Source organism: Micromonospora sp. C28ISP2-4 (genome assembly GCF_030519385.1).
In the GTDB taxonomy this organism is placed as follows: Bacteria; Actinomycetota; Actinomycetes; order Mycobacteriales; family Micromonosporaceae; genus Micromonospora; species Micromonospora tulbaghiae.
Window position 1 is genome coordinate 127,417 of the sequence record NZ_JAUMKG010000002.1, and the last position, 20,911, is coordinate 148,327.

General features: G+C 74.5%; 17 protein-coding genes. 7 read left to right on the top strand and 10 right to left on the bottom strand.

The annotated features are described in order from the left end of the window. Positions 1–97 precede the first annotated feature (97 nt). Together xylB and xylA are read right to left on the bottom strand one after the other, a co-directional pair. A complete protein-coding gene (gene xylB, locus Q3W68_RS09390; protein ID WP_302905092.1) occupies positions 98–1,525 on the bottom strand; it encodes a xylulokinase in 1,428 nt (475 codons plus the stop codon). Positions 1,526–1,536: 11 nt separating this feature from the next. Next, on the bottom strand, positions 1,537–2,724 hold the full coding sequence (gene xylA / locus Q3W68_RS09395) for a xylose isomerase (protein ID WP_302905093.1): 1,188 nt from the start codon (positions 2,722–2,724) through the stop codon (positions 1,537–1,539). Between the two features lie 53 nt (positions 2,725–2,777). On the opposite strand from xylA, the gene Q3W68_RS09400 reads away from it, so the two are divergent. The 3 genes from Q3W68_RS09400 (at position 2,778) to Q3W68_RS09410 (ending at position 6,869) form a co-directional block, all read left to right on the top strand. After that, positions 2,778–4,037 carry an ROK family protein gene (locus Q3W68_RS09400; protein WP_302905094.1) on the top strand — a complete coding sequence of 420 codons (1,260 nt, stop codon included), beginning with the start codon at positions 2,778–2,780 and terminating at the stop codon, positions 4,035–4,037. Positions 4,038–4,170: 133 nt separating this feature from the next. Continuing rightward, the gene (locus Q3W68_RS09405; RefSeq protein WP_302905095.1) at positions 4,171–5,838 is read left to right on the top strand and encodes a PP2C family protein-serine/threonine phosphatase; all 1,668 of its coding nucleotides are present in this window, start codon (positions 4,171–4,173) and stop codon (positions 5,836–5,838) included. Then, positions 5,835–6,869, top strand: a complete 1,035-nt coding sequence (locus Q3W68_RS09410) for a B12-binding domain-containing protein (protein WP_302905096.1) — start codon at positions 5,835–5,837, stop codon at positions 6,867–6,869. Before Q3W68_RS09405 ends, Q3W68_RS09410 begins: the two co-directional genes overlap by 4 nt. A gap of 1 nt (position 6,870) precedes the next feature. Here the strand turns inward: Q3W68_RS09410 and Q3W68_RS09415 are convergent, their stop codons facing one another. Then, positions 6,871–7,386 carry a MarR family winged helix-turn-helix transcriptional regulator gene (locus Q3W68_RS09415; RefSeq protein WP_302905097.1) on the bottom strand — a complete coding sequence of 172 codons (516 nt, stop codon included), beginning with the start codon at positions 7,384–7,386 and terminating at the stop codon, positions 6,871–6,873. 94 nt (positions 7,387–7,480) lie between these two features. Between Q3W68_RS09415 and Q3W68_RS09420 the strand changes: the two genes are divergently transcribed. Further along, positions 7,481–8,611 (top strand): PP2C family protein-serine/threonine phosphatase, encoded by a 1,131-nt coding sequence (locus Q3W68_RS09420; protein WP_302905098.1) that lies wholly within the window; start codon positions 7,481–7,483, stop codon positions 8,609–8,611. Between the two features lie 10 nt (positions 8,612–8,621). On the opposite strand, the gene Q3W68_RS09425 is transcribed toward Q3W68_RS09420, so the two are convergent. The 7 genes from Q3W68_RS09425 to Q3W68_RS09455 all read right to left on the bottom strand — a co-directional run bounded on the left by Q3W68_RS09425 (position 8,622) and on the right by Q3W68_RS09455 (position 17,116). Next, complete coding sequence (locus Q3W68_RS09425; RefSeq protein WP_302905099.1) at positions 8,622–10,103, bottom strand: sugar transferase; 1,482 nt, start codon at positions 10,101–10,103, stop codon at positions 8,622–8,624. 212 nt (positions 10,104–10,315) lie between these two features. Continuing rightward, positions 10,316–12,070: a substrate-binding domain-containing protein gene (locus Q3W68_RS09430; RefSeq protein ID WP_302905100.1), complete on the bottom strand. Its 1,755-nt coding sequence runs from the start codon at positions 12,068–12,070 to the stop codon at positions 10,316–10,318. 177 nt (positions 12,071–12,247) lie between these two features. Beyond that, positions 12,248–13,282 carry a lactonase family protein gene (locus tag Q3W68_RS09435; protein WP_302905101.1) on the bottom strand — a complete coding sequence of 345 codons (1,035 nt, stop codon included), beginning with the start codon at positions 13,280–13,282 and terminating at the stop codon, positions 12,248–12,250. 101 nt (positions 13,283–13,383) lie between these two features. Next, positions 13,384–13,986, bottom strand: coding sequence for an ATP/GTP-binding protein (locus Q3W68_RS09440; protein ID WP_262014064.1), 603 nt, complete (start codon positions 13,984–13,986; stop codon positions 13,384–13,386). Then, a complete protein-coding gene (locus Q3W68_RS09445) occupies positions 13,967–14,356 on the bottom strand; it encodes a DUF742 domain-containing protein (RefSeq protein ID WP_302905102.1) in 390 nt (129 codons plus the stop codon). Before Q3W68_RS09445 ends, Q3W68_RS09440 begins: the two co-directional genes overlap by 20 nt. Next, complete coding sequence (locus tag Q3W68_RS09450; protein WP_013288181.1) at positions 14,346–14,768, bottom strand: roadblock/LC7 domain-containing protein; 423 nt, start codon at positions 14,766–14,768, stop codon at positions 14,346–14,348. The genes Q3W68_RS09445 and Q3W68_RS09450 overlap by 11 nt, the downstream gene beginning before the upstream one ends. Beyond that, a complete protein-coding gene (locus tag Q3W68_RS09455) occupies positions 14,768–17,116 on the bottom strand; it encodes a nitrate- and nitrite sensing domain-containing protein (protein ID WP_302905103.1) in 2,349 nt (782 codons plus the stop codon). Before Q3W68_RS09455 ends, Q3W68_RS09450 begins: the two co-directional genes overlap by 1 nt. A 293-nt stretch (positions 17,117–17,409) precedes the next feature. On the opposite strand from Q3W68_RS09455, the gene Q3W68_RS09460 reads away from it, so the two are divergent. The 3 genes from Q3W68_RS09460 (at position 17,410) to Q3W68_RS09470 (ending at position 20,911) form a co-directional block, all read left to right on the top strand. After that, positions 17,410–18,009, top strand: coding sequence for a hypothetical protein (locus tag Q3W68_RS09460; RefSeq protein WP_302905104.1), 600 nt, complete (start codon positions 17,410–17,412; stop codon positions 18,007–18,009). 13 nt (positions 18,010–18,022) lie between these two features. After that, positions 18,023–19,126, top strand: a complete 1,104-nt coding sequence (locus Q3W68_RS09465) for a hypothetical protein (protein WP_302905105.1) — start codon at positions 18,023–18,025, stop codon at positions 19,124–19,126. 126 nt (positions 19,127–19,252) lie between these two features. Beyond that, positions 19,253–20,911: a sodium:solute symporter family protein gene (locus tag Q3W68_RS09470; protein WP_302905106.1), complete on the top strand. Its 1,659-nt coding sequence runs from the start codon at positions 19,253–19,255 to the stop codon at positions 20,909–20,911.

Sequence of the window (20,911 nt, forward strand, 5' to 3'; positions counted from 1 at the left end):
ATCAGGTGCGGGCCGGATCCGGGACACCGACCCCGCCTGACGGGCGTGTTAAGAAGGGCCCCCTCCTCTACCGGAGGCGTTAAGAGGGGGCCCTTCCTTACCCCCGGGCGTGGGCGTAGCGCTCGCGGATGGCGGGCACCGCCTCGCCCGTGTACTCCTCGGTGTCGCCGATCGACCAGGCGGGCGGGGTGTCGCCGCCGAGCGCCACCCAGGCGGCCTGCCGGGCCGCGCCGTCGGCCACGTACTCGCCCGGCGGCGGCACCACCACCGGGCGACCGAAGACCTGCGGCGCGATCCGGCGTACCGCAGCGGACCGGGCGCCGCCGCCGACCAGGATGATCCGGTCGGCCCGGGCGCCCTGCGCGATGAGCGCGTCGAGGCCGTCGGCCAGCCCGCAGAGCATGCCCTCCACCGCGGCTCGGGCCAGGTGCGCCGGGGTCGACGTGCGCAGCGTCAGGCCCTTCAGCTCGCCGGTGGCGTGCGGCCGGTCCGGCGTCCGCTCCCCCTCCAGGTACGGCACCAGCACCAGCCCGTCCGCGCCGGGTGGGGCGGACAGGGCCAGCTCGCCGAGCGTGTCGAGGTCGACGCCGAGCAGCGTCGCGGCGGCGTCCAGCACCCGGGCCGCGTTGAGCGTGCACACGAGCGGCAGGAACCGGCCGGTGGCGTCGGCGAATCCGGCCACCGCGCCGCCGGCGTCGGCGGCCGGCGTGTCCGCCACCGCGAACACGGTGCCGGAGGTGCCGATCGAGACGACCACGTCGCCCGGACCGGCCCCGGCCCCGAGCGCCGCGGCGGCGTTGTCCCCGGTGCCCGGGCCGAGGAGCACCGGGCCGACAGCGCCGGGCGCCGCGCCGCCGAGGACCGCCGGGTCGAGGTGCCCGGCCACCTCGGCCGGCCCGAGCACGACCGGCACCTTCGGGCACCGGCCGAAGGCCCGCTCCAGCAGGTCCAGCCGGTACTCGCCGGTGCGCGGCGACCAGTAGCCGGTGCCGCTGGCGTCGCCCCGGTCGGTGCGCAGCGCGTCCAGGCCGGGAGCGCCCGCCAGCCGCCAGGTGAGCCAGTCGTGCGGCAGGCAGACGGCTGCCACCCGGTCGGCGTTGTCCGGCTCGTGCCGGGCCAGCCACCGCAGCTTCGTGGCGGTGAAGCTGGCCACCGGCACCGCGCCGGTCGCCTCGGCCCAGAACCGGCGGCCGGTCTCCCCGCCGCCGGCCTCCTCGACCAGTTCCCGGGCCGCGTCGGCGGAACGGGTGTCGTTCCACAGCAGCGCCGGGCGGACCACCTCACCGGAGGTGTCCAGGCAGACCATGCCGTGCTGCTGGCCGCCGACCGAGACGGCTGCCACGTCGCCCAGGCCACCGGCCTCGGCGACCGCCGCCCGCAGGGCCTCCCACCAGGCGTGCGGGTCGACCTCGGTGCCGGGCGGGTGCGGCGCGCGGCCCTGCCGGACCAGCGCGCCGGTCTCCGCGTCCCGGACGACCACCTTGCAGGACTGGGTCGACGAGTCGACCCCCGCGACGAGCGGCATGGCGGCCGGCCTCAGCGCGCGCCGAGCACGTGCTCGACGGCGAGCTGGTTGAGCCGCACGAAGCCGAAGCCCTTCGCCCCGGCGGCCTCCGGGTCGAACTCCTCGAACGCGGTCCGGTCGGCCAGCAGCTCGCGGTAGCCCTCACCGGGGTTGAGCGTCGGGGTGGCCAGCTCGGCCACCCGGGCGGCGGCGAGCGCCTCGACCACCTCCGGGTCGGCGCGGAACGCCGCGGCCCGCTCCTTGAGCAGCAGGTACGTCCGCATGTTCGCCTCGGCGGAGGCCCACACGCCGGTCATGTCCTCGGTGCGGGACGGCTTGTAGTCGAAGTGGCGCGGGCCGTCGTAGGCCGGGCCGCCGTTCGGGCCGCCGTGCTCCAGCAGGTCGACCAGGGCGAACGCGTTGAGCAGGTCGCCGTGGCCGAAGACCAGGTCCTGGTCGTACTTGATGCCGCGCTGGCCGTTGAGGTCGATGTGGAACAGCTTGCCCTGCCAGAGCGCCTGGGCGATGCCGTGGGCGAAGTTGAGCCCGGCCATCTGCTCGTGCCCGACCTCCGGGTTGAGCCCGACCATCTCCGGGCGGGCCAGCGTGGAGATGAAGCCGAGCGCGTGCCCGATCGTGGGCAGCAGGATGTCGCCGCGGGGCTCGTTCGGCTTGGGCTCCAGCGCGAAGCGCAGGTCGTAGCCGTTGTCGACGACGTACTCGCAGAGCAGGTCGACCGCTTCGCGGTAACGGTCCAGCGCGGCCTGGACGTCCTTTGCGACGTCGTACTCGGCGCCCTCCCGGCCGCCCCACATGACGAACGTCTTCGCGCCCATCTCGGCGGCCAGGTCGACGTTGCGCAGCACCTTGCGCAGCGCGTACCGGCGCACGTCGCGGTCGTTGCTGGTGAAGCCGCCGTCCTTGAACACCGGGTGGTTGAACAGGTTGGTGGTGACCATCGGCACGACCAGGCCGGTCTCGTCGAGGGCCTTGCGGAAGCGGCTCAGCCGGGCGTCGCGGGTGGCCGCGTCCGCACCGAACGGGACCAGGTCGTCGTCGTGGAAGGTGATGCCGTACGCGCCCAGCTCGGCGAGCCGGTGCACCGCCTCGACGGCGTCCAGCTCGGGGCGGGTGGCGTCCCCGAACGGGTCACGGGCCGGCCAGCCCACCGTCCAGAGGCCGAAGGAGAACTTGTCCGCGGGGGTGGGGCGGGGTGCCATGGCAGACCTCCAGGTGGTGGTGTCGTCCGCGATTTGTTCAGCGGTTGAATTAAATGGCGGCGATGTGGCAGTGTCAAGAGGTGGCAAGCACCAGCACCGCAGGGGCGGTCCGGCAGGGCAGCCTGCGCGAGTTGAACCTCGCGGTGGTGCTCCGGCGGATCGCCGCCGCCGACCGGCCGCCCTCGCGCGCCGGGATCGCCGCCGACACCGGCCTCACCCGGGCCACCGTCTCCGCCGTCGTGGACGACCTGATCGCCGGCCGCCTGGTCGCCGAGGCGGAGCCGGAACCGCGTACCGGTGCGGGCCGCCCGGCCCGGGGCCTCGTGCTCGCCTCCGACGGCCCGGCCGGGCTCGGCCTGGAGGTGAACGTCGACTACCTGGCGGCCTGCGTCGTCGACCTCACCGGGACGGTCCGGCACCACCTGGTCCGCCGCGCCGACCTGCGCCCGGTCTCCCCCGCCGACGCGCTCGCCCGGCTCGCCGCGCTGGCCGCCGAGGCGAGCGCCGCCGCCGTACGCGACGGGCTGACCCTGGCCGGCGCGGCGCTCGCAGTGCCCGGCCTGGTCGGCGACGGCGGCCTGGTCCGGCTCGCGCCGAACCTCGGCTGGCGGGACGTGGACGTGCCGGCGCTGCTCGCCGGGCACCCGCTGGCCGAGCCGGTCGACGGGATCCCGCCGCTGGTGGTCGACAACGAGGCGAACCTGGCCGCGCTCGGCGAGCTGTACGCCGGCCCGGCCGGCGCGAGCAGCTTCCTGCACGTCACCGGCGAGATCGGCATCGGCGCCGGGATCGTGCTCGACGGCGCGCTCTACCGGGGCGCGCGCGGCTGGAGCGGAGAGATCGGTCATTTCCCGGTGCAGCCGCAGGGGCGGCCGTGCCGCTGCGGCGGCCAGGGCTGCCTGGAGCGGTACGCGGGCCAGGAGGCGATCCTCGCCGCCGCCGGGCTGCCCGGCGCGGAACTGCCCGCGGACACCGCCGCCACCCGGCTCGCCGACCTGGCCGAGGCCGGTGACCCGGCGACGCTGACCGCCCTGACCGACGCCGGCACCGCCCTCGGGATCGCCGTGGCGGGCGTGGTGAACCTGCTGGATCTGGACACCGTGGTGCTCGGGGGCGGATACGCCCGGCTCGCGCCCTGGCTGCGGCCGACGGTGGAGGCGGAGGTCTCCCGGCGGGTGCTCACCGCCGGGTGGGCGCCGGTCACGGTGCGTCCGGCCGTGCTGGGAGCGCAGTCCGCGGCGGTCGGCGGCGCCGGCTCGGTGGTCCGCCGGATCGTCGACCGGCCGGTGGGCTGGCTGGCCCGGACCACCTGACCTCGGATGATCCTGGACGGGCATTCCGTGCCTGCGCTCGGTACGCTTGCCGTCAGGCAACGTGTCCGCCGAGCGAGGGGTGCACCGACAGCATGCGCACGGGTCGACCGACCGAAGCGCCCGGCCACCGGAGGTGACCGCCGCGCGCCGGGGCGGTGTCGCGGGGCCGGTCAGCGGCGGTGGACACGCCTCGCGGAGACGGCCCCGGCGAGTTGCCGGGGCCGCGCTGCCGGCTGACGACCACCTGGCCCGGGAGCTGCTGGACGGGCTCGCCGAGGCGGTCGTCACAGTCGACCACGCGGGGGTGGTGACGCTCGTCAACGCGATGGCCGCCGACCTGCTCCCCGAGGTGGCGCCCGGCGTCGACCTGAGCGCATGCCGGGTTCCGGCACTGGCCGACGCGGCCGCCGCCGGGTCGGACGCGTTCGAGACCGACCACCACGGCCGGCGGCTGCGCGGCGTGCGGCGCCCCCTGGCCGACGACCGCGGCGCCTGGTACGTCCGGGACGTCACCGAGGAGCACGCGCGCACCGACGCGCTGCTCGCCGAACGGTCGCGCACCGCGTTCCTCGCCGAGGCGGGCAGCCGGCTCGGGCTGTCCCTGCATCGCGAGCAGACGCTGCGTACCGCCGTGACGCTGCCGGTGCCCTACCTCGCCGACGCGGCAGTCGTGGTGCACCGCCCGCCGTCGCCCGCCGAGGACCAGCCGCACTGGATCCGGTACGCCACCGGTGACCCCGGCCCGGTCACCGGCCTGGCGGGCTGGCCGACTGTGGAGTCCGTCCCCGGCCTGGTCGAGGCGCTCGACGGCGACCTCACCGAACCGAGTCCCTGGCTGGACGCCGAGCTGGCCGAGCTGGCCGAGGTGCTGCCCGCCGGGTTCGGCCGTCCGGGCACCGTGTTGATCAGCCCGATGCCCAGCGCGGGCGGTCCGGCCGGTGCGCTGGTGCTGGCCCGCCGCCGGGAGCGGCCCGGTTTCGACAATCGCGAGATCGGCCTGGCCCGGGAGTTCGCCGGCCGGGCCGGGGCCGCGCTGGCCGCGGCCGAGCTGTACGGCGAGCAGGCACACCTGGCCCGGGTACTCCAGAACAGCCTGCTCCCACCGGCGCTGCCCCGCCTGCCCGGGGTGACGCTCGCCGGCGGTTATCGCGCCGCCGGGGACAGCCTGCGCATCGGCGGCGACTTCTACGACCTGTTCCCCACCGGCGACGGCGGCCTGTTCGCGCTCGGCGACGTCTGCGGCAAGGGCGTCGGCGCGGCAGTGCTGACCGGCCGGGTCCGCCAGTCGCTGCAGACCCTGCGCCTGGTCGAGCAGCGCCCCCGGGAGCTGCTGGAGCTGCTCAACCGGGCGCTGCTGGACGCTCCCGGCGCGGCCCGGCGGGCCCAGTTCACCACGCTCCTGCTCGGTGCGCTGCGCCGCGAGCCGGACGGCGGACTGCTGATCCGGGTGGCAGGTGGCGGGCATCCGTCGCCGCTCGTCGTACGCGCCGGCGGCGGGGTCGAGACGGTCCGGGTGGGCGGCATGCCGGTGGGCGCGCTCACCGACGCCCGGTTCGCCGACACCGAGGTGCGGCTGGCGCCGGGTGACCTGCTCCTGGCGTACACCGACGGGGTGACCGAGGCCCGGGGCGGCCCGACCGAGCCGGCCATGTTCGGCGACGCACGGTTGCGTCAGGCGCTCGCCACCGGTGCCGGGCTTCCGCCCCCCGCGCTCGTCGACCGGGTGCTCCAGCTCGTCGACGAGTGGCTGGACGGGCAACCCCACGACGACATCGCCATGCTCGCCGTGGCGGCCGGGTGACACCGCCGCCCGACCGTCCCACACACGCGGCCGCGCGCCGGATCGGGCCGGAGACGCTCGCCGCGTACCTCGGCCATCTGGACGCCGCCGACGGGGCCGGTGCGGTCGCGCTGGCGCGCGGCCTGCTGGCCGACGGCTTCTCGGTCGCAGACGTCCTGGTCGACCTGGTCGCGGCGGCGCAGCGGGAGGTCGGCCGGCGCTGGCTGACCGGCTCGTGGAGCGTCGCCCAGGAGCACGCGGCCACCCATGTCAGCGAGCAGGTGGTGGACGCGCTGGGCGCGACGGTCGGCCCGCCGCGACGCGGGCACGTGGTGATGGCCTGCGTGGAGGGCGAGTGGCACGCGCTGGCCGCCCGCATCGTCACCGAGGTGGTCCGGGCGGCGGGCTGGCGGGTGACGTTCCTCGGCGCCAGCGTGCCGGCCCGGCATCTGGTCTCCTACCTGCACCAGACCGGCCCGGACGCGGTGCTGCTGAGCTGCGTGCAGCCGAACCGGCTGGTCCGGGCGGCGCGGATGGTGGAGGCCAGCCGCGCGGCCGGGGTGCCGGTCCTGGCCGGTGGTCCCGGCTTCGGCCCGGACGGCCGGTGGGCCACGGCGATCGGCGCGGCGGGCTGGGGCGCCAGCGCCCGGGACGCGGTCGCGCTGCTGGAACGGCCGCTGTCGGCCGCGCACACCGGAGCGCCGCCGCCCCCGCCCGACGACTCGTACGTGGCGGTGCTGCACCGGCGGCGTGATCTGGTCCGGCTCGCGCTCGCCGCGGTGGACCCGCCGCAGGAGCACGCCGAGGACGTCGCCGCCGGCATCGCGCACCTGGTGGACGCGCTGATCGCGGCCGTGCGGGTGGACGACGACCGGCTGCTGCGCGACTTCGTGGGGTGGCAGGAGGAGGCGCTGACCTCCCGGGGCGGCCGGGCACTGCTGGACGAGGTGCTCGGCACGCTGGAACGGGCGCTCACCGAGCATCCCCGGGTGGCGGCCCGGTTGCGGGCCGCCCGCGACGGCGCGCCGCAGGACCCCGGCCGCGCCGGCTGAGTCAGGCGGTACGGGCCACCGGGGGCTCGCCGGACGACCGGGCGGGGTCACCGATCCGTTCCCCGGAGGGTTGCAGCATCGGCCAGCCGTCCGCCACGGTGGCCTCGCCGCGTCGACCCACCTCGTCGAACTCGCGCATGCCGCGTACCAGCGCGGCCCGGCCCTCCGCGCTCATGCCGGCCAGGATGCGCTCCAGCCGGCGCCGCCGGTCGGCGCGCAGCTCGGCGAGGAGCCGGACGGCGGCGGGCGTGAGATGCAGCGAGATCTCCCGCCGGTCGAAGCGGCCCGGCTCGCGTTCCAGCATCCCGGCCGCGACGAGCCGGTCGCACAGCCGGCTGGCGGAGGAGAGCAACATGTCGGTGAGCGTGGCGAGCCGGCGGAGGTTGATGCCCTCATACTGCTCGACGACCATGATCGCGCGTAGTTGGGCGCTGGACAGTCGGCTGGTGGTGCGCTCCCGGGCCGCCTCCCAGACGGCGAGCAAGGTGCCTGCCGCCGCGTCCAGGGCGGCCGACATACTCGTTTCAGGTTCCCGGGGACTGCGCTCTTCGGTCATGGTGGCCCGAGACTACTCCCCGGACCTGCCCGGCGACCTGTGCAAAGGAGCAAAGATGAGCGGAGCGGAGGGCCGCGCCCGCCGGGTCCTGACCGAGGCCCCGACGGATCTCATCGTGGACCGGCTCGCCGCCGAGCTGGCGCGCACGTACGGCGTCACCCGCACCGAGCTCTACCAGGTCGACTACCGCCTCGCCGAGCTGCTGCCGCTGGGTGACGGCCCGCCGGTCACCGGCCCCGGCCACCCGGCCTGGCGTGCCTTCGACCACCAGGAGCCGGTGGTGGCCGACGGCGTCGGCTGGTTCCCGGTCGGGATGCGCGGCGAGCGCCGGGGTGTGCTCCAGGTGTCGCCGGTGCCCGCCGACCCGGACGCCCGCCGGGAACTGGGCACCATCGCCACGGTGCTCGGGCACGAGCTGAGCGCGGTCATGTCGACCACCGACATCTACCGGACCGCCCGGCGCAGCCGGCGTCTCACGCTGGCCGCCGAGATGCAGTGGGAGCTGCTGCCCGGGCGCAGCCGGATCCGGCCGTCGTTCAGCCTGGCCGGGCAGCTGGAGCCGGCGTACGCGGTGCGCGGGGACACCTTCGACTGGTCCGACGACGGTCACCGGCTCTGGCTGGCGGTGCTGAACGGCTTCGGCGAGGGGGTGGCCGCGGCGCTGCTCGCCTCGCTCGCCACGCACGCGCTGCGCAACGCGCGCCGGGCCGGACTCGACCTGGCCGACCAGGCCGCGCTCGCCGACCAGGCGATCTACGCCCAGCACCGGGGCGAGCAGCACGTCTCCGTGCTCCTGATCGAGCTGGACCTGGCCATCGGCGAGCTGACGGTGGTCGACGCCGGTTCGCCCCGCCTGCTGCGGCTGCGGGCCGGCGTGGTGACCGAGCAGGAGCTGGACAAGCAGTTCCCGCTGGGGATGTTCGAGGGCACCGACTACCGCCCGCAGCGGTTCCAGCTGGAGCGCGAGGACCGGCTCTTCGTGGTCAGCGACGGCGTGATCGACGCGACCACCGAGCAGGTGCGCTACGGCGAGGTGGCGCTGGACCGGTTCCTGCGACGGACCGGTCCGATGGAGCCGCTGGACGCGGTCCGTTCGCTGATCGGCGACCTGCGGGCCTTCGTGGCCGGTGACCTGGTGGACGACGCGGTGGTGGTCTGCCTGGACTGGCTGGGGCCGCAGCCCTGACCTGCCCCGCTCAGTACGCGCCGCGGCTGTTCACCACCGCGCCGAACGTCTTCCAGAGGATGGTCAGGTCGGCGGCCAGCGACCAGTTCTCCACGTAGTAGAGGTCCAGCCGGATGCCGTCCTCCCAGCTCAGGTCCGACCGGCCGCTGACCTGCCAGAGGCCGGTCATGCCGGGCTTGACCAGCAGCCGGCGTGCCACGTCGCCGTCGTAGCGGGCCACCTCGGACGGCAGCGGCGGGCGCGGGCCGACCAGGCTCATCTGGCCGAGCAGCACGTTGGCGAGCTGGGGCAGCTCGTCCAGCGACCACTTGCGCAGCAGCCGGCCGACCCGGGTGACGCGCGGGTCGTCGCGCATCTTGAACATCAGGCCGTCGGTCTCGTTGCGCGCGGCCAGCTCGGCGAGCAGGGCGTCGGCGTTGACCACCATGGTGCGGAACTTGAAGACGCCGAACTCCTCGCCGCCCTGGCCGACCCGGGTCTGCCGGAACAGCACCGGGCCACGACTGTCGATCTTGATGGCGAGGGCGATCACGATCAGCAGCGGCGCCAGCACGAGCAGGGCGATCAGCGAGATGGACCGGTCGACGAAGCCCTTGACCAGCTTGCGGGCACCGCGGAACTCGGGTGCCTCGACGTGGATCAGCGGCAGGCCGGCGACCGGACGGGTGTGGATGCGGGGACCGGCCACGTCGGTCAGCGCCGGTGCGACCACCAGGTCGACGCCGGTACCCTCCAGCTGCCAGCCGAGGCGGCGCAGCCGCGTCGCGGTCAGCTCGCCGGAGGCGGTGACCGCCACCGTGTCGGCGCCGATCGCGGTGGCCGCCTCCGGGATGCCCCGGAAGCTGCCCACCACCGGCACGTCGCCCAGCCGCTGCGGCACCGGGGCGAGCAGCGCGTCCGGGATGCACGCGCCGACCACCTGGTAGCCGGCGTACGGTTCCCGGCGCAGCGTGTGCACCAGCTCCAGCACGTGCGCGGTGTCGCCCACCACGAGCACCTTGCGCGACCAGCCGGCGCCCCGGTCGCGGGCCCGGTGCAGCCGCTTGCGGGCGGCGAACCGCGCCATCTCCAGGCCGACCGTGCCGACCGCGAAGGAGATGGCCAGGAAGCCCCGGGAGACGCCGACGTCGGCGATGTACCCGGCGATGGCGATGCCGCCGGCGAGTCGCATGCTGGCCGCGCTGACCCGGCGGTACTCGTCGGCGCCGTAGCCGAGCACCTGGTCGTCGTAGCACCGCATCGCCTTGAGCGAGACGAGCCAGACCAGCAGGAGCGCCGGGGCGACCACCACGTACGGGATCTCGGACCCGGTCGGTTCCTCGTCGCCGAACCGGGCCAGATAACCGACCAGGATGGCCACGGCGAGCACGGCGGTGTCCAGCACCACCAGGACCCGGATGTAGGCCCGCTCCGCGGCTCGCGTCGTCTTGCCCGGGCGTTCACCACCGGGTCGCGACGACGTGGCAGGGGTCAACAGCGTCGCCGAGGTCACCGGCCCTCCCCACTTCGCTCAGGACCGCCCCGTCCCCGCCCGGCTCCGGTGTGGAGCCCGCGGTCGAGGCACCCGGTCATCATGCCTGGACAATTATGCTTACCGATTGATTCGGACGCATTACCGTCAGTTCCCATCCCGCACCTTGGTCCGGGAAGCCTTCCGCCGTACCGGATTTCCGGTACGGCGGAAGACTAGCGCTGAGCTTCAGGTCAGCGGGGGGCGGGCGGCCGCAGCGCGATCGCCCGGAGGAAGATCTCGCCGATCTTGCTGGGGTCCGTGGTGACGAAGGCGCCGCCGCCGGTGACCTTGGTGATCGACTCCAGCTCGGCCCGGTTCACCTCGGTGCCGATGCCGATGATGATGACCTGGACCGGCTGCTCGTCGTCCTTCAGCTTGTTCAGCTGCTCCAGCAGCGCCTTCTGCGAGATGCCGTCGTCGTCCTCGTTCTTGCCGTCGGTGAACAGCACGATCGAGTTGACCTTGCCAGGCTCCCAGTCCTGCTGCACCTTCTTGTACGCCGCGAGCATCGTGTCGTACAGGCCGGTGTTGCCGCTGGAGGGCTTGATCGAGGCCAGGCCGCGCTGGAGCGCGCCCCGGTTGCTGGACAGAGGCTTTATTCCGACCAGCTCGCTCCAGTCCTGCGAGCCCTGAAGGTTGGTGGAGAAGGTCCAGAGGCCGATCGACCAGGAGTCGTCGAACAGCCCGAGGCCCTGGCTCGCGGCGGCGACAGTGACCTGCTCCCGGCTGGCGCCGTTGGCGGTCGCGACCGGCTTCTTCATCGAGCCGGAGACGTCGATGACGCAGAGCATCCGGCCCGACTGGGTGGCCACCGACCAGGTCGTGGTGGCGGTCGAGATGGCGCCGGGGTCGAGGTCGGCCGCGCCACCCTGGCCCGACGGCGGCACCTGGCTCGCGCCGCCGTTGGCCGGGCTCGGCGCACCGGTCGGCGCCTGGAAACCCCGGCCCCAGTTGCCGTCCGGCGCGCGCAGCGCCTGCGCGGCGAGCCGGTCCTTGAAGCCCGGCGTACGCAGCACCTCGAACAGCACCTTGGCGGCGGACGCCTTGGTCGGCTCGATGCCGGGCAGCACCGCGAACGGGTAGTCCAGCGGGATCGGCGCCGGCTCCAGGTAGAGCGCGGCGAGCCGGATCGGCGGCTTGGTGCTGTTGTAGGCGATCACGTCCTCCTCGGACAGCGCCGCCGCGCCCAGCCCGTTGGCGATCGCCGTCGGGTCCGACGAGCGGGGGAACCGCGCGAGGAGGTCCTGCCGCAGCGAGGAACGGTTGGTGGCGAGCGCCCGCAGCGCGCCGACCATCGCCTCCTGCGCCTTCGGCGAGCCGGACTCGCCGGTGGAGCTGGCCGCGGCGGTCAGCGACAGCAGGCCGGACAGGCCGGCCGCGTCCTGGGTCGGCTCGACGATCCCGGCGCGCAGCGGCTTGCTGGCGGTGACCTGGGTCAGCAGGTCCGACCAGCGGAGCTTCTTGTCCGGCCACCCTATGCGCGAGGCCACCGGCTCGGGCAGCGCCACCACGACCGGGCTGCGCGCGATCGAGGCGCCGTTGGTCGGCGCGAACGCGCTGGCCCCGCCGCTCTTGAGCCGGACCAGCCAGGTCGATGAGTCCGGCACCCAGACGTCGGGGGTGACGGCGGTGCCGCTGGCCTGCCCGACGCCGGCGAGCGTGGCGCCGTGCTTGCTCGCCACCGCGGCGGCCACCTCGACCGGCTCGGACGAGGAGACGTTGACCGCGATGCAGGTTCCGCCCACCGCCGCGCCGTCGGAGACCCACTGATCGGCCGCGGCGCGCACCGCGGGGGCGATCTCCGGGGCGGTCGCCACCGACAGCTCGATCCGGCCCGAACAGTTCGGGCCGGCCAGCTGCTGGTAGCCGAACCAGGAGCCGGCTACGACGGCGACCAGGGCGGCCGCCACGGCGGCGGCACCTGCTCCGCGGAGGTGAGAACGCATGCGATGGCGGCCAGACACGGTGACCATCTTGCGTACCTCGTGGGGTTACCACCACAACCGTTCGGACGAAAGTTACGCAGCAGAAACAGTTGATCACCTAACCCATACACTAAGTTACCAGTCAGTCATTTATGGTGATGTCAATCCACTTCGGACTACCATCCGGTCACTGTTCGGTCACGGCAGTACGCACGTCGGGCTCGGCACCGGCACCGGCTCCCCCACCGGTTCGGGCACCCCGCCGTCCGGATCGACCCGAAAGATCCTGATCATGTCGGCCCGCTCGTCGGCCACGTACAGATGCTCACCGGCGAACGCGAAGTGCCGGGGCCACTCGCCGCCGGTGTCGACCTCGGCCACCAGCTCCGGCACGGCGCCGTCGAGCGCGAAGACAGCGATCGTGCCCACGCCGCGGTTGCCCACGTAGAGGAAACGCCCGCCCGGCCCGACGGCCACCTCGGAGGGCTGGACGTGCCCGGTCCGGCCACTGGCGTCGACACGCGTCGTCTGCCGCGGCCCGTCCGGCGTCAGCTCGTACCCGGTGACTGTGGCGTCCAGCTCACCGACCAGCCAGCAGCGCCGACCGTCCGGATGGCGGGCCAGGTGCCGGGGTCCGGTTCCGGGCGCCGTCCGCAGCCGCGGCTCCCGCTCGGCCAGCCGGCCGGAGGCGGCGTCGACGTCGTACCGGTAGACGGAGTCGGTGCCCAGGTCGACAGCGAGCAGCCCGCCGCCGGCCGGGTCGGGCGAAACCATGTGGCAGTGCGCGTGCTCCTGCCGCTGCGGGTCGGCGCCGTGGCCGGAGTGCCGGACCAGGTCGGTGCGCTCCCCCGGCACGCCGTCGGCGTCCAGGCCGAACACCGCCACGCTGCCGCCGCCGTAGTTCGCCACGAACAGGTGCCGCCCGTCCGGGGCGACCGACAGGTGGCACGGCTCCGCGCCACCGGTCTCCCGGACGCCCAGCGGCGTGAGGCCGCCGTCCGGCGCCACCCGGAACGCGCTCACCAGCCCGTCGGGCAGCTCGTTGCACCCGTACAGCACCGGCAGCGCCGGATGCCGCACCAGGAACGACGGCGACGGGGTCACCGCCACGACACCCAGCGGGGTCAGCTCCCCGGTCGCCCGGTCCCGCCGGGCCGCCACGACGCCCTCGGCCCGCCCGCCCGTCTCGGCCGTGTAGCCGCCGATGTGGACGATCTCGTCCTGCCCGGTCACCGCTCCCACCTCTCGTCGGTCCTGCCTGCGATCCAACCAGAGGCTTCCCGGTGACGCGCCCGGTCAGTCCCGCCGGGCCCGACGGATCGGGCGCGGGGTGCTCAGCCCACCGGCACCGGCTCGCCGCGCTGCCGCGCCACGTGCTCGACGAGCGAGATCAGCACCAGCTTGCCGGACTGCCGGTCCCGGGCGTCGCAGAGCACAAGCGGGACGTCCGGGTCCAGGTCCAGGGCGTCGCGGACCGCCTCCAGGCCGAACCGGCGCGAACCCTCGAAGCAGTTGACGCCCACCACGAACGGGATGCCCCGCTGTTCGAAGTAGTCGATCGAGGGAAAGCAGTCGGCCAGCCGCCGGGTGTCGGCGAGCACCACCGCACCGAGCGCGCCGAACGCCAGCTCGTCCCAGAGGAACCAGAACCGGTCCTGACCCGGGGTGCCGAACAGGTAGACCTGGAGGTCGTCGTTGATGGTGATCCGGCCGAAGTCCATCGCCACCGTCGTGGTCGACTTCTGCTCGACCCCGGAGACGTCGTCGGTGCCGAGCCCGGCCCCGGTCAGGACCTCCTCGGTCTGCAACGGCCGGACCTCACTCAACGCGCTGACCAGCGTCGTCTTGCCGGCGCCGAAGCCACCGGCGATGAGGATCTTCAGAGCCAGCGGCACCCGGGGCGCCTCCGGCTCCCGGTCATAGCGCACGGAGTCCACTGACCACCGCCTTGAGGATGTTGTCGTCGGGCAGGTACGCGGTGGCCGGTGGCCGGTGCACCGCGACGAGCTCATGGGCGAGGAGGTCGCCGAGCAGCACCCGGACCACGCCCACGGCGAGGTCCAGGTCGGCGGCGAGGTCGGCCACGGCCTTGGGCCGCCGGGCCAGCTCGACCAGGCGGCGGTGCTCCGGCTGGAGCCCGGGCGTGCCGGCCGGGTCCGCGCCGGGGGTGGCGAGCACGAACGCCAGCAGGTCGAAGCCGTCGACGGGTGGGCGCACCCGGCCGCCGGTGAGCGTGTACGGGCGCACCACCGGACCGGCGTCGGCGTCCAGCCACTCGTGCTGCGGCCCCGGCGACTCAGCGCGCATCGGTCCGCTCCCCCGCCACCCGGCTCGGCGCGGCCAGGTTCTCCCCGACCCGGATGACGAGCATCGCCATCTCGTACGCCACCAGGCCGATGTCGGCGTCCGCGTCGCTGGCCACGGCCAGGCAGGCGCCCTGCCCGGCGGCGGTCACGAACAGGTAGGCCGACTCCATCTCCACCACCGTCTGGCGGACCGCGCCGCCGCCCAGGTGCCGGGTGGCGCCCTTGGCCAGCCCGGAGAATCCGGACGCCAGCGCGCAGAGGTGTTCCGCGTCGGTGCGGTCCTGGTCGGTGGAGGCGCCGAGCAGGAGCCCGTCCGCCGAGAGCACCACCGCCTGACGGGCGGCGGGAACACGCTCCACCAGGTCGTCGAGCAGCCAGTCGAGATCGGCGTTCTGCCGCGTCGTGTGCACCACTAGGCGTCCCTCTCAGTCGCGGTTCGTTGGTCCGGCGCCGGCGGGGCGGGGTCCACGGCCGGCCCCGCGGGGGTGGACGGCGTACCGGTGTCGCGCGGTTCGGTGGCGGGGGTGGCCGGGTCGGTTGCGGCGGCGCGCGAGCCGTCCCGGCGTCCGCGCGCGGTGCCGGCCTGCAACGCGGACATGGCCCGGCGGGCCTCCTCCGGCGTGCGGTGGGCCGGGGTGTCGGCGACCGCCGCGCGGGGGCGCGCGGTCGCGCCGCGGCGCCGGATGCGGCGCGGCAGGCCGTCGCCGTCGGCGGGCGGTTCCACAGTCGAGGCACGCGCCGACTGCAGCGGGACGACCGTGTTCTCCGACCGGTCCCGGCCCGGCCGGGCCGGCCGCCCCGGCCGGGGCACTGTGGTCAGCCGGGTCACCTTGGCCAGGCGCCGGCGTTCCGGCCCGGCCGGGGCGTCCGCGCCCACCGGCGGCTCGTCGGTGATCAGTTCCGACGGTACGAACACCGAGGCGACGATCCCGGCCGGGCGGGACGGCCGCAGCTCCACCCGTACGCCGTGCCGGGCGGCCAGGCGTGCCACCACGAACAGCCCCAGCCGGGCGCTGCCGGCCGGGTCGAACTCCGGCGGCTCGGCCAACTTGCGGTTGGCCTCGGCCAGGGCCGGCGCGGACATGCCCAGCCCTCGGTCGGTGATCTCGATGGTGTAGCCGCCCGGGACACTCCGGCCCGTGACGTCCACCCGGGTGCCGGGCGGGGAGAACGCGGTCGCGTTCTCGATCAGCTCGGCGAGCAGGTGGATCACGTCGCCGACGGCCCGGCCCAGCACCCCGGCCGGGGCCACCTCGCCCACGTCGACCCGGTCGTACGCCTCGACCTCGGAGATCGCGCCGCGCATCACGTCGACAGCGGCGACCGGGCGGCGCCACCCCCGTCCGGGCGCGGCCCCGGCGAGGATGACCAGGTCCTCGGCGTGCCGGCGCAGCCGCGTCGCCAGGTGGTCGACCTGGAACAGCCCGGCCAGCTCGTCCGGATCCTCGGTACGCCGTTCCAGCCGGTCCAGCAGCGCCAGCTGCCGGTGCACCAGCCCCTGGCTGCGGCGGGCGAGGTTGAGGATCACCTCGTTGAAGCCCCGGCGCAGCGTGACCTCGTCGACGGCGGCGCGGACGGCGGTGCGGCGCACCTCGTTGAAGGCGCGTGCCACCTGGCCGATCTCGTCGCCGCCGTGGTCCAGCTCGGGCGCCTCCCGGGCCACGTCGACCTCCTCGCCCCGGCGCAGCCGGGCGACCACGTCGGGCAGCCGGCGTTCGGCCACCTCGGTCGCGGCGGCGCGTACGCCGGTCAGCCGCTGCGCGAGCGACCGGCCGACCCGCAGCGCCACCAGCACGCACACCACGATCGCGATCAGGCCCAGCACGCCGGCGGCGGCGAGCTGGACGAGGATGCGGGTGGCCATCGGCACCGACCGCTCCGCGAGGGCGTCCGCGCCGCGCAGCTCGAAGTCGCGCAGGCTCTGCCAGACCTCGGCGTGACCGGTGTCCCACGCCCGCATGTCGAACCGGGCGGGCAGCGTGGGCGAGCGGATCAGGCTGTCCTGGAGCGCGCGCAACTGGAGGAACCCGGCGCCCTCGGTCATCCGCTGGTACGCGGTCCGCTCGCCGGGCGGCAGGTCGGCGACCGCGATCTCGGCGAGGAAGCGCTGGTTCTCGACAGTGCGTACCAGTTGCTCGTGCTCGCCCTCGGCGTACCGGCCGGCGGTGACGACGCCGGCCAGCAGCGCGTCGGCCTGGCCGAGCAGCTCCCGGGAGCGGCCCAGCGCGGTGAGCGCTGTGGCCTCCCGGTTGAGCTGCGCGTCGGGCAGCGCGGCCATGGCGCCGAACGTCTGGAACGCCGAGCCGATCATCCCGCTGTAGAGGCCGACGGCACCGGCCCGGTCGACCTTCCGGTCGTCGATGAAGGCGCGCCCGGCGGGCAGCGCGTCGAGCGCCGAGACCAGTTGGTCGAGCCGGTTGTCGAGCTGGGCGTCGGCGACGTCACGCAGGTCCTCGCCGTCGACCTTGCGGCGCAGCTCGACGATCGCGTCGTCGGTGCGTACCCGCTGCTCGGTCAGCTCCGGGAGGGCGCGGTCGCCGGCGAGCTGGACCACCGACAGCCGCCGCTCCCGTTGCAGCTCCGCCACCACGGCCTCGCCGGGACGGCCCAGGTCGTAGAGGAGGGTACGCGCGGAGAGCAGGTCGAGCGCGGGCCCGAAGGTGAGCGTGGTGGCGAAGATCCACAACGCCAGCAGCCCGGTCACCGGGCCGATGACCAGCGCGGTCAGCTTGGCGCGGATCGGCCAGTCACGGGTGTTCAATCAGACCTCGCCCGGGAAGGTGTCGCTCGGTGGCGCCGGCAGCGGCCGTCACGTTCGCCGGCCACGACGCCGGGCCCCGGCCCGGACGCCTTGGGCAGGATACGTAATCCGGGGCGGATGCACTACCGGCCGTCTCGGCTCTCACTACGGTCCGAGACGGGCACGACGGGCTCAGTCGGACACCGCTGCGGCACCGGACGGCGGCGCCTTTTTCCCGGCCGAGGCGGAAAGTGCCGCACAACGGGATTGGCGATCACCCGCACGAGGGAATACCAGCGTGCGAAGGAGGAGCCATGTCGTCCACCCAGGTAGTCGTCATAGTCATCGTCGTCGCCGTCATCGCCGCGCTGGTCGCGGTCGCCGTGGTCGCCAGCCGCCGCCGGGCGCTGCGGGAACGTTTCGGCCCCGAGTACGACCGGGCCGTCGCCGAGCAGGACAGCCGTAGCGCCGCCGAGCGTGAGCTGCGGGAACGCGAGCGCCGGCACGCCGAGCTGGAACTGACCCCGCTGAGCCCGGAGTCCCGGGCCCGCTACGCCGCCGCCTGGGAGGAACTCCAGGTGCGCTTCGTCGACTCCCCCGCGGAGACCGTCGGCGAGGCCGACGAGCTGGTCAGCCGCCTGATCGCCGAGCGCGGATACCCCACCGGGGACTTCTCGGACCAGATCGCCCACCTCTCCGTCGAGCACGCCCGCACGCTCACCCACTACCGCGACGCCCACGAGATCCGGCAGCGCAACGAGCGCGGTGAGGCCGGCACCGAGGACCTCCGGCAGGCGCTCGTGCACTACCGGGCCCTCTTCGCCGACCTGCTCGGCGAGGACCCGGTGCCCACGTCCACGCAGCAGCCGGAGCAGCGCCACCCCGACCACGACCACGACGTCCCGAGCCGCTGAGGAGGCCGCCGCCATGCGCCAGGAGGAACAGCAGGTCACGCAGGACCACCCCGAGGCCGTCCGGTCCGCACCGGTGCCGGTGCCGCAGCCGGGCGAGCACGCCCACGCCGACCGGCGCGACGCCGAGCGGGCCGACGTGCCCGAGGACGCGCTGGACGACCGCGGCACCTTCGACGACCCGGCGGTCGCCGACGGGCGGCGTGACGCCGAGGTCGACGAGACCCGCGCCTACGACGCCGGCGAGCTGCGCGACGCGGCCGACCGGACCGACGACGACGGGCGGCCCCCGTTCCACGAGCCGGCGCCGCTGCCGACGGCGTTCGGGGCGGCCACGGTGGGCGACGCGGTCGCCGCCTCGGCCCTGGCGAGCGGCCGTCCGCAGGACGAGCGCGACGCCCGCGGCGAGGACACCGCGGCGCCGGGCGACGGCGCGCCGGGACGCACCGAGCCGCTGGACGACGAGCGGGCCGACCCCACCGCCGGGGACCGCCTGCACGACCGGGACCGCTGGGACGCCGAGCACTCCGGCACCGGCGGCCGGGACGCCGACGGCGACGGCCGGGACGACCACACGGACGACGCGGCCCGGGACGACCGCACGGACGACGCGGCCCGGGACGACCGCATCGACGGCGTCGTCGGGGACGACGCGGCGGCCGACGGCGCGGCCGGGTACGGCAGCGCCGAGCCGGGCCTGGTCGACCCGGACGCCGAGCCCGTCCCCACCGACGACGGCGACCGGCGGCACGGGGTGGACCCGGGCACCGCCGCCGCGGCGGCGGGCGCGGCAGCCGCCGGCACGGGCCTGGCCGGCGCGGAGCGGGCCACGCCCGGCGCGGTGCCGGCCGACGCGGCGACGCTGTTCGCGCCGGAGGCCGCCCAGGGCTTCCGGGACCGCTGGCGCGACGTGCAGCTGCGCTTCGTGGACGACCCGCGTGCGGCCGTCGGCGAGGCGGAGTCGCTGGTCGAGGAGGCCATCGAGGCGCTCTCCACCGCCCTGCGCGAGCAGCGCACCCGGCTCGGCGCCTGGCAGGAGTCCGGCTCCAGCGACACCGAGCAGCTCCGGGTGGCCGTGCGCGGCTACCGCGACTTCCTGGACCGCGTCCTCGGCCGCTGAGACCTCGCCACGAAGCCCCGGCCGGTGACCCGGCCGGGGCTTCTCCGCGCCCGGACCGAACAGCAGGTATGAAACCTCGCAATCGGGGTACGTGCGGGCAGCGGTGCACACGAGGGGAGCACGGGCATGGGCGGCGGCGGCCTGCGGTTGGACATGAACGCCCTGGACTATCTGATCCTGGCGCTCTATTTCGTCACTGTGCTCGGCGTCGGCTTCGCCGCCCGGCGCGCGATCCGTACCAGCGTGGACTTCTTCCTCTCCGGCCGCTCGCTGCCCGCCTGGGTCACCGGCCTGGCGTTCGTCTCGGCGAACCTGGGCGCGCTGGAGATCATCGGCATGGCCGCCAACGGCGCCCAGTACGGCATCATGACCGTGCACTACTACTGGATCGGCGCCGTGCCGGCGATGGTCTTCCTCGGCATCGTGATGATGCCGTTCTACTACGGCTCCAAGGTCCGCAGCGTCCCCGAATACCTGCGGCTGCGCTTCAACCGCCCCACCCACCTGCTCAACGCGATCAGCTTCGCTGTCGCGCAGGTGCTCATCGCGGGCGTGAACCTGTACGCGCTGGCCCTGATCATGCAGGCGCTGCTCGGCTGGCCGCTCTGGTTCGCGATCATCGTCGGCGCGGTGATCGTGCTGGCGTACATCACCATCGGCGGGCTCTCCGGCGCGATCTACAACGAGGTGCTCCAGTTCTTCGTGATCATCGCCGGCCTGGTGCCGATCACGGTGATCGGGCTGGTCAAGGTCGGCGGCGTGAGCGGCCTGATGGACGCGGTCCGCGACTCCAAGCTCGGCGAGGCCGGACTGCACGCCTGGGAGGGCACCGGCAGCACCGCCAACCCGCTCGGCGCGCACTGGCTCGGCATCGTGTTCGGCCTCGGCTTCGTGCTGTCCTTCGGCTACTGGACCACCAACTTCGCCGAGGTGCAGCGCGCCCTGTCCGCGCGGAACATGAGCGCCGCCCGGCGTACGCCGATCATCGCCGCGTACCCGAAGCTGCTCATCCCGGCGGTCACCGTGATCCCCGGCCTGATCGCCCTGGTCACCGTGAAGGGGCTGGGCGCCGACGAGGGCGACCTGGTCTACAACAACGCGATCCCGCTGCTCATGCGCGACCTGCTGCCGAACGGCGTCCTCGGTATCGCGGTCACCGGCCTGGTGGCCTCGTTCATGGCCGGCATGGCGGCGAACGTCAGCGGGTTCAACACCGTCTTCACGTACGACATCTGGCAGGCGTACTTCCGGCGGGACAAGCCGGACGAGTACTACGTCAAGGTGGGCCGGCTCGCCACCGTCGCCGCTGTGGTGATCGGCATCGGCACCGCGTTCATCGCCGCCGGGTTCAGCAACATCATGAACTACATCCAGGCGCTGTTCTCGGTCTTCAACGCGCCGCTGTTCGGCACGTTCATCATCGGCATGTTCTGGCGGCGGATGACGCCGCTGGCCGGGTTCTGGTCGTTGCTGTCCGGCACCGTCGTCGCGACCGCCACGTACCTGCTCTACAAGGGCGGCGTGATCAGCTTCAACTCGGACCTGGAGGAGAGCTTCTGGGGCGCGGGCCTGGCCTTCGCCACCGTCGCCGTGGTGGCCGCGATCATCACGCCGCTGACCCGGCCGAAGACCGACCAGGAGCTGACCGGGCTGGTGTACGGCCTCAGCGACACCACTCTCGCCGACGACTCGCTGGCCGGCGACACCGCCTGGTACCGCTCCCCGGTGCTGCTCGGCGTCGTCGCCGTGATCCTCGCCGCCCTGTTCTACATCCCGGTCTTCTAG